The sequence below is a fragment of the Candidatus Sodalis sp. SoCistrobi genome, assembly GCF_900143145.1.
Taxonomy (GTDB): Bacteria; Pseudomonadota; Gammaproteobacteria; order Enterobacterales; family Enterobacteriaceae; genus SoCistrobi.
In genome coordinates, this window is the sequence record NZ_FRDB01000053.1 from 1 (window position 1) to 14,996 (window position 14,996).

A 14,996-nucleotide genomic window follows, 5' to 3' on the forward strand; every position below is an offset into this window, starting at 1 on the left:
CATAGGTATCTACACATTTATCGTGATACCTGTTATTACTTTGCAGAATGATTTCAACCTATCTGTTGGCGGGATTGACTCTCGCCTTACCCGCCGATATCAGACGCTGGTTAAACAGCATATGACGCCCGCGGCTCTTCTTGCTTCTGCGGTTAAAGACCTCGCAAGTGCTCAAAAATCAACTTTCGCAACTACCCAAGCTGTCTGGCGTTTTCTGAATAATAAGCGAATTAGCTTCAGTCAACTCAATGAGCCAATTATTTCGCTAGCACTTGAGCAAATTTCGCTTAGCCCGCATCCATACGCTCTCGTTGTTCATGATTGGTCACGTTTACAATTTCTTTACCATCATGCCAAATACGGACGCTTAAAAATGACGCACGGTGGCGATGTTGGATATGAACTTCAAAGCAGCTTGCTGGTTGATGCTGGCACGGGTTTGCCAATAGCGCCTCTATCTCAGACACTTACCGATGCAACCGGTTGTCATTCAACGTTGGCGGAAGGACTGTCCGAACGGCAGACACATATGGACGCCTTGACGACCGATATTGCCCGTGTGGAATCGCTTAATATAGGTAAAAAGCTGATTCATATAATTGATAGAGAGGGTGACTCTATTGGACATATGCGGACGTTGAGTACTCAAGGAATATGCTGGCTTATCCGAGGAAAAGAAGGACATGGTGCAGAGTGGCAAGGTAATTCATTGAAAATTGGTGAGATTGCTGCTCTTCTGCCATACAACGGATGCGGACAGGTAGACTGGAAAGGGAAAAAAGCTGATATGGAAATCAGTGAAACCTCGATAGTCATAACCCGAGCTGCGCAGCAGAAGCGTAAAGATAAAGAAACCGGCCGCCGCATAAAAATCCAACCTGGAGAGCCTCTGACGGTCAGATTGGTTGTTGTTCGGCTTACGGATGATCTCGGTAATGTGGTGGGACGCTGGACGCTGCTTACAAACGTTTGCAGCGAGATCACCTGCGAGGAAGTAGCTCGTTGGTATTACTGGCGCTGGAATATTGAATCATTTTTTAAGTTGCTGAAAGGTGCCGGACATGACGTAGAAACATGGCTTCAGCGCAGCGCGCCAGCCGTACTACGCAGGTTGTTAATAGCCAGTATGGCTGCTGTTCTGGTATGGCGGCTGCAACGCGCTGAAGGAGAAGAAAATGCGGCAGCCCGCCAGCTGATATGTCGCTTGTCAGGACGACAGCAAAAGCGAGGCCGCAGAGAGAGCGCTCCTGCTCTGCTCGCTGGCCTATCCATCTTGTTGAATACACTAAAATTATTATCGGAATATAGTCTGGAAGAACTTACTCATTTAGCGAGAGTTGCTCTTAAGCCTCCTCCCTGATGTGTAGATACCTATGCCGTCAACGTGAGTACTGCCGCGAGAGATGCCTTAATGGATTTACCTTCCCCGCGCGATTGCCCCACCTTGCCATTACCCGCCGTCAGGGTCGATGGGGTAAAGGACTGACTCGCCGTTGCATCCGCCATGCGCTACGCGTGCGGGATACACCGTGTTCAGGGGGCCTTCAATACAAGTATCGAGAAAGTAGTTTGAAATGTAATGAGTCATTACCTATTGAATAAACGAGAATTTTTGCTTTCCTGGCGTTAACGAGGGACAATCATACTAGGCATGCTGTCGTCGGTTTCGCGAGCGCCTGCGGCACCATCACGGGTCGGTGCGCCCTGTAATACCCCAGCCCCACAGACGCCGGCGCCTCTTCAACGCACGCCTGCCGCCCGGGCGAGATCACACAGCATCGCCATTGCAACCCTTCCTTTTCATACACGTTTATGCCAAGAGGAGTTACTCATGATGATGAAAGCCGCGGTCGCGAAAGCCTTTGGCAAACCCCTCGAGATTGAACAGGTACCGGTACCAGAGGTCGGTCCCGGTCAAGTGTTGGTAAAAATTGCCGCAACGGGCGTCTGCCACACCGACCTGCATGCCGTCGAGGGCGATTGGCCCGTCAAACCCGTTCCTCCTTTCATTCCGGGCCATGAAGGCGTCGGACAGATCGTAAAAACCGGGGCGGGAGTCACCCATCTGAAGGAGGGCGACCGCGTTGGCGTCCCCTGGCTTTATTCGACCTGTGGGCACTGCGACTATTGTCTGGACGGTTGGGAAACATTATGTCCCCGGCAGCAAAATTCCGGTTATTCCGTTAACGGTTGTTTTGCCGAATATTGTCTGGCCGACGCCAATTACGTCGGCATGCTGCCCGATAACAGTGATTATCATACCATCGCACCGATTCTCTGCGCCGGCGTCACGGTCTATAAGGGACTCAAAATGACCGACGTCAAGCCAGGTGATTGGGTGGTCATCTCCGGCATTGGCGGGTTAGGTCATCTCGCGGTGCAATATGCCCTGGCGATGGGGCTAAATGTCGCCGCGGTCGATATTGACGACAGCAAACTGGAATTGGCCAAGCGATTAGGCGCCAGCGTCACGGTTAATGCTCGTAACAATGACCCGGTGGCGCACATTAAGCAGGCAATTGGCGGTGCGCACGGGGTGCTGGTTACCGCGGTCTCCCCACGGGCGTTTGAGCAGGCGATTGGCATGGCGCGCCGGGGTGGTACCATTACCCTTAATGGTCTGCCGCTGGGCAAATTCGATTTATCGATTTTTGACATGGTGCTGGAGGGCATAACCGTACGCGGCTCGATTGTCGGTACGCGCAAGGATTTGCAAGAGGCGTTGGATTTCGCCAGCCGAGGGAAAATACTGGCCAATGTCAGCGTCGAGCCGCTTGGCAATATTAACGCTGTTTTTGACCGCATGCGCGCCGGTAAAATTGCCGGCAGAGTCGTTATCGACATGGCGCAATAGGAGATAGCAGCGGATTTCCCGGTTCCGAATGGCCGCTTCAACGCGGCCAATCTTAGGACGGAGCCCGCACGGATGACGATATCGACATTAGGGTAATGACAGTCTTGCACTAGAGACGCCGACAGCGGGCGGATGTCCACTATTCACCGCGCGTTCTTGCGGTCCTTCACGGGCCGCGCATAGGGTATGACAACGCGGTGGCGATAACTCAAGAGGCGCCAGACAGACCCGTAATATTGAAAAGGGAGCTATACACCGGCATTAATAAATGACGATGTGCGCAGTGTTTATTTTAGCATAAAGCACCATACTCAATATATAACATTACCACCGGCATTAGACGTTATTAGCATATATGTACTGATGAGTATTAAAGAATATTACCTTTGCGCTTAAGTTAACGTGGAATTTTTAATAACCGCATTTGTGAACGGGATCATAACAACATTTTCACGTGCGGATTACAGTGCTATTAACGTCACTTACTATCCATAAACAATACCGTCGCGATAAAGGGCACTTGGCGTCACACTGGTCCGATGTTTTATTATTAATGCACGCACTTTTATTAAGCACGGGGATCAGGCTTATATTCCCGCATGCCGTTCACCCTTGGAAGTGGTGTTAAACAGGAGGTAAGTATGAAAGCCATGGTATATCAAGGCCCAGGGCAGCGTCAGCTTGCGGACGTTGCAAAACCTTCAGTGCGTCAAGCGACCGACGCTATAATAAAAATCTTGAGAACCACTATTTGTGGTACCGACCTGCATATATTACAAGGCGATCTCCCCGAGGTCGCCGCCGGGCGGATATTAGGCCATGAAGGTATTGGCATTATTGAAGAGATAGGGGAAAGCGTTCGCCATTTCAACAAGGGCGACCGGGTGATCATTTCCTGCATCACCGCCTGCGGAACTTGCCGCTACTGCAAGCGCGCGCTGCCTGCCCACTGTGAGGATGGCGGTTGGATCCTGGGCCATCTTATCGATGGCACCCAGGCGGAATATGTGCGCATCCCGCATGCGGATAATAGCCTGTATCTTCTGCCGGAGACTGTGGATGAAGATGCCGCCCTCATGCTAAGCGACATTCTTCCGACAGGCTTTGAAATAGGCGTGCTCAACGGCAAAGTCAAGCCGGGAGATACGGTGGCTTTGGTGGGGGCCGGGCCGGTTGGCATGGCGGCCATGTTAACGGCGCAATTTTTTACCCCGGCCAAAATAATAGTGATTGATAAAGACGAACAGCGTTTGGCGATGGCAAAACGCTACGGCGCCACCGAGGTCATTAACCCCCAACGGCAGGATGTCACCGCCCAGATCGCGGTCTTGACCGGCGGTGACGGCGTCGATGTGGCGGTAGAATGTGTGGGGGTGGGCGCAACCTTCAAGATTTGCCAGGACATCGTGGCGAAAGGCGGTCACATTGCCAACGTCGGCGTTCACGGTAAACCGGTCGACCTGCATCTGGAAACGCTGTGGATCAAAAATATCACCTTGACGACCGGCCTGGTCAATACCACCAGCACGCCGATGCTATTAAAAGCCCTTAACCACCTTCGGGTGAATCCCAATAAACTGGTCACACACCGATTTACACTCGCACAATTGGATACAGCTTATGATGTCTTTGCGCATGCCGAACAGCAAAAGGCCATGAAAGTTGTTATCACCGCGCCGTAAACCGTGGGAAAGGCGCTCAGTTTGCAGCGCCGGCGGGCAAAGAGGCTTTAGAAAAACGGGCGACGGGACGACACTCGTTAGCGTGTTTAACGTCCCGCCGCGAGGGCTGGAAATGACCTTGGTTGTTTACTTTACCAACGTATCCATTTCGCCGCCGGCGGTCATGGCGCTACCCATGCCAGCGGTAATGGAGAATGCGATGGCGATGACCTGGGTAAACGTCAGATGTTCGGCAAGCATGATAAAAGCAATAATTGCCACGATCGCGGGCTCCATACTGACCAGAATACCGAAGGTCTTATGCGGTAGACGTTTCAGCGCGGCCATCTCCAGCGACATTGGCAGCGAACTGGAAAACAGGGCAATCAGCAACCCCATCAACATCAGATAAGGGTGCGCCATGATATTGCCGGCATCGATAATCCCAACCGGAAAGGTCACCAGTGAAGCAAAAATCAAACCAATCGCCACCGTATGGCCGGAATGAAGATGGCTCAGCTTCTTGCCGAAAATGATATACAACGCCCAGCAAAACGCCGCGCACAGCGCAAAGAGTACGCCGGTGGCATCCAAACCGCTATGGTTATTCCCTAACGGCAGGATGAGCAATATGCCGGTAACGGCGAAAGCAATCCAGATGAAGTCGATGGGTCGGCGGGAGAAAATCAGCGTAACACTAAGCGGCCCGATAAATTCAATAGCGACTGCCAAGCCGAAAGGAATGGTTTGCAACGAAAGATAAAAGCATAAATTCATTATGCCGAGCGTGACCCCGTACAATGCGATGTAGCGCAGATCGCTCAACGTAAATTGCGCGCGCCACGGCCGCCATAGTATGAACAATAGGATGGCGGAAAATCCGGTGCGTAATGCCGTGGTCCCTGTTGCCCCCACCAGCGGAAAGAGAAACGTCTTGGCCAACGAGGTGCCGATACTGAGTGACAATATTGACCCTAACACCATGAGAAAAGGAACCATTCGGTTCGAGGCAGACCATTGCATAACTTTTAACCGTTTATTTTCTCTAATTGAAGGGTGGTTTTACCATGGAGAAAGGCGTTTAGAAATGAAAATAAACATAAAATCTCAGGTCGGTGAAACGGCCTGCGGCGTGACCGCAAACCTGTCGCGGGAAGTTTGCCTGCGCGCGACCAGGCCACCTGTCTTGGCGGCGGGATCAGCACCTTAAGCGCTATCTGCCCCGCCGCGGCCGGTTAACTGATGTCCGTATCAATGACCTGATAAAACGCATTTCCCGTATCGGCAACGCTCCATACTGCAAGCAAAACATGGTACCCAGAGTAATTTTCCGGGATGGTGTAATTCAACGTGACGCATTCGGGCGGAACTTCGTCCTCCCCGCTTTTATCCACCAGCGGATGCAGATCAAATTGCACGCGGCTTAAGGGTTTGTCTGGATCCCAATCTGGACGGGTGATATATAACTGCCAAGACTCCGTGCGGTGTTGCACCGCCAGTCGCCAATGCAGGGTATTGTGGCCGGTTTTTATCGGCTGTTTTTGCCATCTGTCCGCGCTTTGTTCGTCCAACGCAGCAAATCGTTCAACCCCCGCGCTGGCGATAGCGCCATCTTCCGGTCCCCCGTCCGGGAAACCTTTTGGCCCCTCCAGCGATTGCGGCTCCCACTCGGCTTGACCACAGTTAATGTTTAATGCCCCCCCTTCGGCACTGCATAAAAACGCGCGGCATTTTGGCTCATCGATAATACCATGTCTGGCTCGCAGGACACCGGCAGTGGCCGTGCAAGGCTTGACGGCTAGCGTTGTCTCGGAAATCATCGCCAATAAAACACTCATAACGTTCTCCTCCTTAAGTTTTGCCGACCCATTACGTTGTCGGTCGAAATAAACTATAAATCGACTTTTTCGACATGCCGGTAAATAACTTTTAGCATGAGTATTGAAGATATTTGACTAGACAAGCCTGCTTGGCACTTTCATCATACCCTATGAATTTCTTTGTTTTTTTCGCGGCAAGGGTGTTATTAACCTGCCTTGATTAATTTTCTTATCCGGGTCCTTTAATGGAATTATAAGGTCGCGAAATTTATTATCTTACGGAAATAAACGGCGCTAGCGGCGACAAAAAAATAAGCAATCAGGCCCTAGGATCACCCTGCCATCTTGATATAGGATGCTGTCATTCAGGTACAAAGGGCCGCAGCAAAAGAAGGCTGAGATATAAAAATGCGAACGGAGAAATAAATAGGGACTGCGTTTCACAGCCGAATGGCGGGTCAGGGTCAGGGTCCGGCAAGCGCGGGTATCGCGGCTCACCGGTAAGCAGGGGGTCTTTATGCCAAGGAGCTACGCCTGCGTTTAAGGGATGGCGAACTAAACTTACGCACCCCGGCGCAGGCGGGCCATCCCAGTACCAGGATTAATTTAGCTGATAATTGAGGGTGATCTCGGCTTTGACCAACTGTGATACCGGGCAACCTGCTTTCGCCTTCTGGATTATCTTGTCAAAGGTCGCTTCATCAATATCCGCAACGTGGACTTTACTGTCCAGAGCGATTTTGGTTATGGCGAACCCGCCTTCAACTTTGTCCAGCGAAACATCGGCGGTGGTATCAATGCTTTTCGCCGTAAAGCCTTCTTCGCCCAACATCAGCGATAGCGCCATAGAGAAACACCCTGCATGGGCTGCGCCAATCAGTTCTTCAGGGTTAGTCCCCGCCGCGCCTTCAAAACGGGTATTAAAACCATAAGGTTGCTGCTTCAAGGCACCGCTTTCGGTGCTGATCGTTCCCTTGCCGCGTTTGATATCGCCTTCCCAGTGGGCCTGTCCTTTCTTATGAATCGTCATACGCTCCTCCTGTTTTTCAGAACATACCCTTAAGTATAGAAGCAATTTCATTCCCCGCCGAAGATGGCTCCCAGCCCTTGGCGACCAACAGCGTTCGATCGCGCTAAGCCTGAGCCCCGGCACGCCCCGGAGCGGATACTACCGCAGCCGAAAGCCCATACGCCCGCCACGTCGCTTGTAGCCGGATCTAGCTCCCCCGGCCGGCCTCCACGTCGCCAAGACCATTGCACAACGGGCCGCGATACCCTAAATTCATGGACATGAACACTGTCCCTGCCGGAGGGAGAAAATGGACGTTATCGCGCTTAAGAAAGTGACCCTCACCGAACAGATAATGGAGCAAATCGCCTCGCAAATTACCTCAGGCAAGCTCAAACCGGGGCAGCGTCTGCCGAATGAGCGCGCAATGGGCGAAATGTTTAACGTCACCCGCAGCCGCGTACGTGAGGCGCTGCGCGCCCTATCGTTGATTGGCTTAATCGAGATTAAACCGGGCGATGGCAGCTACGTCTGCGAAAACAAGCCCCATTTACCGGAAGAAACGATTACCTGGATTTTCCATAAAGAAATTCATAATCTGGATGAAGTCTACGCCGCACGTAAATTGATTGAAGAGGAAGTTTTCCTAACGGCGATAGACATTGCCAGCAGCGATGACATCATTCGCCTGCAGTCCATTATGGACAACATGACGGAAGTGCCGCTATCAGGCGGCAAGGCGGAAGATTATCATCATTTCCTGGACGAGTATGACCTGTTAATGGGCAAGATCTGCGGCAACCAGATTTACGACAAGCTGATGCAAACCATCGTCATGCTGCGCAAGGACTTTTCTCGCAAACTGTTAAAGGCGGAGGGCGCAATGGCGCATAGCCTGAAACTCCGCCTGAAGATTCATGACGCGTTTATTGGGCGGGATAAAGCGCAATTAAAGAAAAATTTGCATACCTTCTTCCAGTCATCACGCAAATTCTACGACAAGATGGCGGACAATTAAGATTACGTTATGGCTAAAGTAAAATCGGCGGAAAGAACCTTCCGGCTCGTGGAACTCATCGCCAGCCATCGCGAAGGACTGACTTTTTCCCAGCTGCAGGCCAGCCTGGCCATCCCCCGCAGTTCGGCACACAGCCTGATACAGGAATTTTTGAATAACGACTACTTACTTTACGTCGCGGACAACAAAAAATACTACGCCGGATTGGCCTTGATTAAAGTCGCGGCCAACTGCATTGAAAGCACCGATTTGATTCGCGATCTGCGGTTACTGACCACTTTTTTGAGCAAAAAACTGGGCAAAACCACCCATGCCGCCATCCTTGACGCCACTCAAGTGATTTATCTGGCAAAAGCGCATGCGCAAGAAGATCTGTCGTTGATGCGCAATATCGGTAATCATCTGCCCGCCCATTGTACGGCGGTGGGCAAGGTGCTGCTCAGTCAGTTCAGCGATGAGCACATTACGCATCTTTATGGCGACACCCCCATGGAAAAAATGACCGTGAACTCTATCGGTACGCTGGCGGTGCTGCTGGCGGAATTAAAACAGGTACGCCAGCAAGGCTATGCGCTCGATCAGCGTGAAGCGAACGAGCGTGCCGCCTGTCTTGCCCTGCCGCTGTACGCCGCCGGCGGCAAGATGATTGCGGCATTCAGCGTGACGGTGCTTGCCTACGAGTGGGAAAGCCTGCCGATAGAAGACGTACTGCGGGTAATGAGAGAAAGCCGGGTGATGGTACGCTGATCTTCCCCGGCGTTAAGCCAGTTATCAGGCGGGATTATCGGCGCCCAGCGGCGGTGCCCCGACGGGGCTGACAAATATTTCTCCGTCAATTCTGATGGGGCAGCGGGTTGTCAGCAGGGTCTTGCCGCTGTGCAATGTCAACCGTTGCACCATCTCAAGCGCTTTAAATCCCTCGCTGGCAATGAGCTGTTCCCAATCCAGTACGTTGGCGCACCATATATCCTCCTTTTCCAATAAGGCCAGCCAGTGGGCGCTGGTCTGCTGCCGTAAATGATTCAATAACAGCGTTTTTATTTCATCGCGGCGGTCAAATGCGCTTTCTGGCTCGGAATAGGCCGTTAACGCCGGACAGCCCAACAATTCACCCAGACGCGGCAGCGGCGTCATTGCCAACGCCAGAAAACCATCGGCGGTCGGGTAAATGCCATAGGGCGCCGCGATATAGGCGTTGGCGTTATTGACCGCGCTTCTAATGGGATCTCGTTGCCCATCGTTGAGCCAGGTGGTCAACACTTCAAATTGTAAATCAAGCAGGGTATCCAGCAAGCTGACCTGTACCAGACACCCGCTGCCGGCGTTAATGCGGTGTATCAGCCCGGCCATAATCCCCTGCACCAAATAGTCGCCGGCAAAAATATCAGAGACCGACAGGCCCAACGGCAACGGTGGCTGAGAAGCGTTGCCGTTCAAATAACAGATGCCGGACAGCGCCTGAACCAGCAAGTCCTGGCCGGGGCGCGAAACCCAGGGACCTCGATCGCCATATCCCGAAATCTCGCCGTAAATTAAACACGGATTGATCGCCTTCAACGACGGGTAATCCACACCGAGACGTTGCGCCACGCCGGGGCGGTAATTGAAGATGACAACATCGGCTTGCTCAACGAGCGGGAGCAACACCGCACGTGCCGCGCTGTTTTTAAGGTCGACGGTGATACTCTTTTTATTACGGTTAATGGCGTGAAACAACGTGCTTTCACCATCAATCCGCCATTCTGAAATATACAGGCTGCGGCAAATATCTCCCCCTGCCGGATTTTCGATTTTGGTGACGCTGGCGCCCAGGTCGGCCAACCGCAGCGCCGCCGAAGGGCCGGAAAGAAATTGGCTGAAATCGAGCACGTTAATACCTGCGAGTGGTTTCATACATCTGCCTCATGCAAATGCAGTTCCGCGCTGATGCGCATCGTATCCGCCCCTAAGCGTGGAGCGGGCTGGCCAATTTCGGGCCGTATACCATTGAAACGTAGCGGGCTGCGCAACAGCGTTAATTCTTTGCCCGCCTCCAGCGTGACGCGCTGGGTCATCTCGAGCGCGCGGAATCCCTCGCTGGCACAAAGCGTTTTCCAGTCATTGACCTCGGCGGCCCAATAGCCCTGCTGTCGCAGCAGCGTCAACCAATGTTCGGTCGAATTATGTTGCGTGCAATCGGCGATAATGGCTTTGATGTCATCACGGCAGCGAAACCAGCTGGCCGGGTCGCGGTAGGCGGCAAGGCGGTCCGAGGCAAAGATACGCGCCAAATCGGTGACCGATCCCATCGCCAGCGCAATATAGCCATCCGCCGTCTGATAAATACCGTAGGGGGCGCTCAGCCAGGCATGCGCATTGTTTTTCGCGCAGCGGCGCGGAGGCTGGTGACCATCATTAAGCCAGGTGGTCAATACATCAAATTGCATGCCGAGCAGCGATTCCATCAGACTGATTTCGACCCGCCCGCCCTGCTGTGTCCGTCCCCGGCGGAATAGACAAGCCAGGATCCCTTCCACCAGATGCGCGCCGGCCAGGGAATCGGCGACCGAAAGCGCGAAAGGCGTGGGCGGTTGATCGCCATCGCCGTTCAGCCAGCTCAGGCCCGACATAGCCTGAATCAAAAGATCCTGGCCGGCCTTTTTAGCCCAGGGTCCGCGCGTGCCGTAGCCCGTGACCGACGCATACACCAAACGGGGATTAAGCGTTTTCACCGCGCTATAGCCCAGGCCAATTTTATCCATTACTCCCGGTCGAAAGTTTTCAATCAGCACATCGGCCCGTGCGATGAGTCGTTTAACGCGCGCCAGCGCCTGTGAGTCTTTCAAATCGGCCGTGAAGCTTTCTTTGCCGCGGTTAATGGTATGAAACAGCAAGCTATCGTCGTCCACCCATTGGTGCCGTAAACTCAACCGTCGACTGCCGTCGCCGCTTCCCGGCCGTTCCACTTTAATGACCCTGGCCCCCATGTCGGCCAGGCGTAATGCCGCTGAAGGGCCCGCCAGAAACTGGCTGAAATCCAGTACCACCAAACCTGCAAGAGGTAGCATAACTACTCCGTTTCGCGCAGCGATGTTTGATAACGTTGATTCAGGGCGTCGAAGGTGGCTTTACTGCTGCCGCCTTGCATGACGAAGTCGCGTACTCCCTGCCCGGCGTGATCCTGGAACGACAAAAAACCGTTGTAGCGCGGGCGCTTGGCCGAGCGGTCAAGGGTCGCCAGCGTGTCGGCAAAAAAGTCGAGGCTGCGGCGGTTAACTTCGGCATCGGTCCAGGCTGCGCGATGCCCGGGCTGGCCGCCGTTATCAAAGAACAGGGTTTTTTGTATTTCCGCCGAGGCGGTATAACGGAGATAATCCAGCGCAATGTCACGGTGCTGACTGTGCGCTGAGATCGCAAGCCCCGTTCCGCCGAGCACGGTTTTCAATGCGTTGCCGTGATAGCTGACCACATCGGTGGCTTTAAGCAGATAGCGGGCATAGCCCGGCCGCGAATAATTGGAGTAGCCGTAAGCGAACGGGCAGTAACTCCAGCGATCATCTTGCGACAGCATTTCATGAATCTGTATCGGATCGGCGTCAAAAACAGCCTTAGGACAATGTCCCGCCAGTTCGCGCAACGCTTCCAGCGCTTCGATACCGGTTTCACGATCGGTAATTGTTTCGCCATTAAACCAGGCGCCGCCGCGGGTGGCGCACAGCATGAAAAAATCCATCAACATGTTGATTGGGATCCCGGCATAAATCACCTGGCCTGCTTGCGCCAGGGCAAGCAACTGATCCCAGGTGGCGGGCAGCGCAAGACGCCCGGCCGCCAAATGATCCGGCCTATACACGGCCACCGGCGTGGCGGCATCAATGGCCAGCGCGCTTTGGAAACCATTAAAATCATAACTTTCGTGGGAGCCACCCACCGAATTCGCCGCCTGATCGGCCAGGTATGCCGCCGGCAAATAGTCCTGTAGCGGCAGCAATAGCGCTTTTTCCGCGACAAACCCGGCCCAGGGATGATCAATGACCAGCAAATCATACTGCTGCGCCAGAGCATTAAGGTCGCCGTCAGCGAATGCCTGCAGCGAGCGTTTTTCCCACTGGATATCAACGCCTGGATGCAGTTCACCAAACCGTTGCGCCGTCGCAACCACCGAGGTATATCCCCGGCTGTGTCCCCAGGTTATCCCCTTTAATCTCGCCATAAATGCTCTTTTTGCAATGACTATCACATAAAATTGGTACTACCGCGCTACCATTGAGGCACAGCGTAAGCCTTTGTTGTAGTCATAACCGGCAAAAATGTGATCGCCGCTGAAAAAAAAATAAGCAAGAAAATTTTTAAGTTGAATATTAAAAAAATGAGGAATAGTTTCCCTGTTAGTTCTAAATGCGAAACACAAGTTCACATATGAGAACAAATAGTTATCCAAGGTGTTCTCTAAACATCAAAGATAATCAACAGGAGAGACACTATGCTGGCGGGATTTATCGTTTTAATGATCGCTTGTTTGTTCCAGGGAAGTTTCGGCCTTGGAATGAAAAATTACCGGCCTTTCTCATGGGAAGCCTTTTGGATCATCTTCTCCATTATCGGGATATTGCTCATCCCCATTGTATGGACCTGGATCGAAGTGCCGGGATTTGTGCGTTATATATTGGCAACGCCCAGCTGGGTTCTGGCCATTGCGGCCGCCTGCGGGTTCCTGTGGGTTCCTGTGGGTTCCTGTGGGTTCCTGTGGGGCATCAGCGCTATCTGGTACGGTAACGGCATCGACAGTATCGGCCTGTCGTTGACCGTGGGCATCAATACCGGCGTGGGTTGTTCCCTCGGCTCGCTTATCCCGTTATATATTCTGGGTACGCTTCCTCCCACCCGTTCACTCACCTGGCTGCTGGCGGGTATGGCGGTGATGATCGTCGGGGTCGGCATTATCACCCGCGCGGGTATCTTAAAAGATCAACAATCAAAGCTTGAAGTTTCGCGAGTAAAGAATGAAAAATTTGTCAGTGGATTGCTCATGGCGCTGGCATCCGGCTTCGGCACAGCGGCCATGAACATCGGCTACACCTACGCCAGCCGCGCCAGCGCGCTTGCCGTCGCTGACGGCATTAATCCGGTTAGCGCCAGCCTGATAGCTTATGTGATCATCTTTGCCTCCGGCGGGTTTATTTCCAATATAGGTTACGCGCTGTGGATGCTGAACAAGAATCACACCTTCAGCGATTTTTCACGCCCCGGATCGTCCTTTGCCTGGTTCAAGGCGCTGCTCACCGGCTGCATCTGGTTCGGCGCGCTCGGTTTATATGCCAAATCGACCGCCCTGCTGGGTAATTTGGGGCCGGTTATTGGCTGGATTGCTTTCCTCTCCGGGGCTTTGATTATATCTAACGCCTGGGCGCTAAAAACCGGCGAGTGGCGCGGCTACCAGAGACCCAAAAAAGTGATGCTCCTGGGGAATGTGGTGCTTGTGCTCTCGGTCGCCATCGTCGGTTATGCCAACGGACTCGCCTAATAATGGAGAAAAATATGTCTGTATCAACGAAACACCCCTTACCTGTTCACCCCAAAGCGATAGCCATTATCGGCGCCGGCGGCATCGTCACCGATTCGCATCTGCCGGCCTACCGCAAAGCCGGTTTCAAGGTATTCGCTCTCTACGATCGCGATAAATCGAAAGCGCAAAGCGTGGCCAGGCAGTGGCAGATCCCCCGCTGCTGCGACACCCTTGAGGACTTGATTGCACAGGGCGCGGCGGAAGGATGCGTGTTTGATATTGCCGTGCCGGCGTCGGAAATCCTGGCTATCCTGCAAAAACTGCCCGAACGCGTTGGCGTACTCATTCAAAAGCCGATGGGCGAAAGTCTTGCACAGGCAAAAGCCATTTTGGACTGCTGCCGGCAAAAAAAGCTTATCGCCGGCATCAATTTTCAGCTGCGCCGCGCGCCTTTTATGATGGCCGCCAAACAACTGGTCATGGAAGGTCAATTGGGCGATATTCACGATGTGGAAATGCGCGTGATTTGCCAGACGCCTTGGAATTTGTGGCAATTTCTGTTTGAAAAGGAAAGAATGGAAGTTAATTACCACAGCATCCACTACATTGATCTTATCCGCTATTTCCTTGGCGATCCGCAGGCGGTTTACTGTAAAACCATGAAACATCCTAAAATGCTGGAACTGGCGCAGACGCGATCGTCCATCATTATGGATTATGACGACATCGTGCGCGCCAATATTCATACCAACCACGGCCATGACTATGCGCCAGACAAACAGGAATGTTTTTTCAAAATTGAGGGAACCCGAGGCGCTATAAAAATTCAGATTGGTGTCATCCTGAATTACCCCCAGGGCTCGGTCGATAAATTTGAATATGAATAACCCCGAGTTTATTAGAGAGTAATTTTGGCAATACTACACCGCTTCCTCTGATGCTAATTGCAAAGCGTAATAGTTCATTTCGGCTTCAGTAGGAGGGATGTAACCCAGCCGCCCGAGCAGCCTTCTGTTGTTGTACCAGTCCACCCAGTCCAGCGTGGCCAACTCCACTTCCGTCCGGTTTTTCCAGCTCCCGCGGTGGATAACCTCCGTTTTGTACAACCCGTTGATACTCTCTGCCATCGCATTATCGTAGGAGTCGCCG

At 52.8% G+C, this 14,996-nt stretch carries 14 protein-coding genes; 7 read left to right on the top strand and 7 right to left on the bottom strand.

All coding sequences use genetic code 11. The annotated features are described in order from the left end of the window. From CINSTRO3249_RS05530 to CINSTRO3249_RS05540, 3 genes are all read left to right on the top strand, one after another. Positions 1-1,360, top strand: a 1,360-nt coding sequence (locus CINSTRO3249_RS05530; RefSeq protein WP_254304262.1) for a flagellar biosynthesis protein FlhF, incomplete at its 5' end; no start/stop codon positions are given. A gap of 477 nt (positions 1,361-1,837) precedes the next feature. Then, the gene (gene adhP, locus CINSTRO3249_RS05535; protein ID WP_084790121.1) at positions 1,838-2,854 is read left to right on the top strand and encodes an alcohol dehydrogenase AdhP; all 1,017 of its coding nucleotides are present in this window, start codon (positions 1,838-1,840) and stop codon (positions 2,852-2,854) included. Between the two features lie 641 nt (positions 2,855-3,495). Further along, positions 3,496-4,536, top strand: a complete 1,041-nt coding sequence (locus tag CINSTRO3249_RS05540; protein ID WP_074012519.1) for a zinc-dependent alcohol dehydrogenase family protein — start codon at positions 3,496-3,498, stop codon at positions 4,534-4,536. A 126-nt stretch (positions 4,537-4,662) separates the two neighbouring features. Here CINSTRO3249_RS05540 and CINSTRO3249_RS05545 read toward each other — a convergent pair whose 3' ends face one another. The 3 genes from CINSTRO3249_RS05545 to CINSTRO3249_RS05555 all read right to left on the bottom strand — a co-directional run bounded on the left by CINSTRO3249_RS05545 (position 4,663) and on the right by CINSTRO3249_RS05555 (position 7,365). Then, positions 4,663-5,538: an EamA family transporter gene (locus tag CINSTRO3249_RS05545; RefSeq protein ID WP_074012520.1), complete on the bottom strand. Its 876-nt coding sequence runs from the start codon at positions 5,536-5,538 to the stop codon at positions 4,663-4,665. 212 nt (positions 5,539-5,750) lie between these two features. Then, on the bottom strand, positions 5,751-6,353 hold the full coding sequence (locus tag CINSTRO3249_RS05550) for a lytic polysaccharide monooxygenase (protein WP_074012521.1): 603 nt from the start codon (positions 6,351-6,353) through the stop codon (positions 5,751-5,753). A gap of 583 nt (positions 6,354-6,936) precedes the next feature. Beyond that, positions 6,937-7,365, bottom strand: a complete 429-nt coding sequence (locus tag CINSTRO3249_RS05555; protein WP_074012522.1) for an OsmC family protein — start codon at positions 7,363-7,365, stop codon at positions 6,937-6,939. 289 nt (positions 7,366-7,654) lie between these two features. Between CINSTRO3249_RS05555 and CINSTRO3249_RS05560 the strand changes: the two genes are divergently transcribed. After that, positions 7,655-8,362: a FadR/GntR family transcriptional regulator gene (locus CINSTRO3249_RS05560; RefSeq protein WP_074012523.1), complete on the top strand. Its 708-nt coding sequence runs from the start codon at positions 7,655-7,657 to the stop codon at positions 8,360-8,362. A gap of 9 nt (positions 8,363-8,371) precedes the next feature. Continuing rightward, positions 8,372-9,109: an IclR family transcriptional regulator gene (locus CINSTRO3249_RS05565; RefSeq protein ID WP_074012524.1), complete on the top strand. Its 738-nt coding sequence runs from the start codon at positions 8,372-8,374 to the stop codon at positions 9,107-9,109. Positions 9,110-9,133: 24 nt separating this feature from the next. Here CINSTRO3249_RS05565 and CINSTRO3249_RS05570 read toward each other — a convergent pair whose 3' ends face one another. From CINSTRO3249_RS05570 to CINSTRO3249_RS05580, 3 genes are read right to left on the bottom strand one after another with little or no spacing between them, the layout of a single operon-like run. Continuing rightward, positions 9,134-10,255 carry a CaiB/BaiF CoA transferase family protein gene (locus CINSTRO3249_RS05570; RefSeq protein WP_074012525.1) on the bottom strand — a complete coding sequence of 374 codons (1,122 nt, stop codon included), beginning with the start codon at positions 10,253-10,255 and terminating at the stop codon, positions 9,134-9,136. After that, complete coding sequence (locus tag CINSTRO3249_RS05575) at positions 10,252-11,409, bottom strand: CaiB/BaiF CoA transferase family protein (RefSeq protein ID WP_074012526.1); 1,158 nt, start codon at positions 11,407-11,409, stop codon at positions 10,252-10,254. Before CINSTRO3249_RS05575 ends, CINSTRO3249_RS05570 begins: the two co-directional genes overlap by 4 nt. Before the next feature lie 2 nt (positions 11,410-11,411). Beyond that, positions 11,412-12,554, bottom strand: coding sequence for an extracellular solute-binding protein (locus CINSTRO3249_RS05580; protein WP_074012527.1), 1,143 nt, complete (start codon positions 12,552-12,554; stop codon positions 11,412-11,414). A gap of 270 nt (positions 12,555-12,824) precedes the next feature. Between CINSTRO3249_RS05580 and CINSTRO3249_RS05585 the strand changes: the two genes are divergently transcribed. Then, positions 12,825-13,865, top strand: a complete 1,041-nt coding sequence (locus CINSTRO3249_RS05585; RefSeq protein WP_074012528.1) for an L-rhamnose/proton symporter RhaT — start codon at positions 12,825-12,827, stop codon at positions 13,863-13,865. Positions 13,866-13,879: 14 nt separating this feature from the next. Next, positions 13,880-14,734, top strand: a complete 855-nt coding sequence (locus tag CINSTRO3249_RS05590; protein ID WP_254304299.1) for a Gfo/Idh/MocA family protein — start codon at positions 13,880-13,882, stop codon at positions 14,732-14,734. 33 nt (positions 14,735-14,767) lie between these two features. Here CINSTRO3249_RS05590 and CINSTRO3249_RS05595 read toward each other — a convergent pair. Further along, a partial coding sequence (locus CINSTRO3249_RS05595) for an integrase core domain-containing protein (protein ID WP_143146889.1) occupies positions 14,768-14,996 on the bottom strand: 229 nt, incomplete at its 5' end.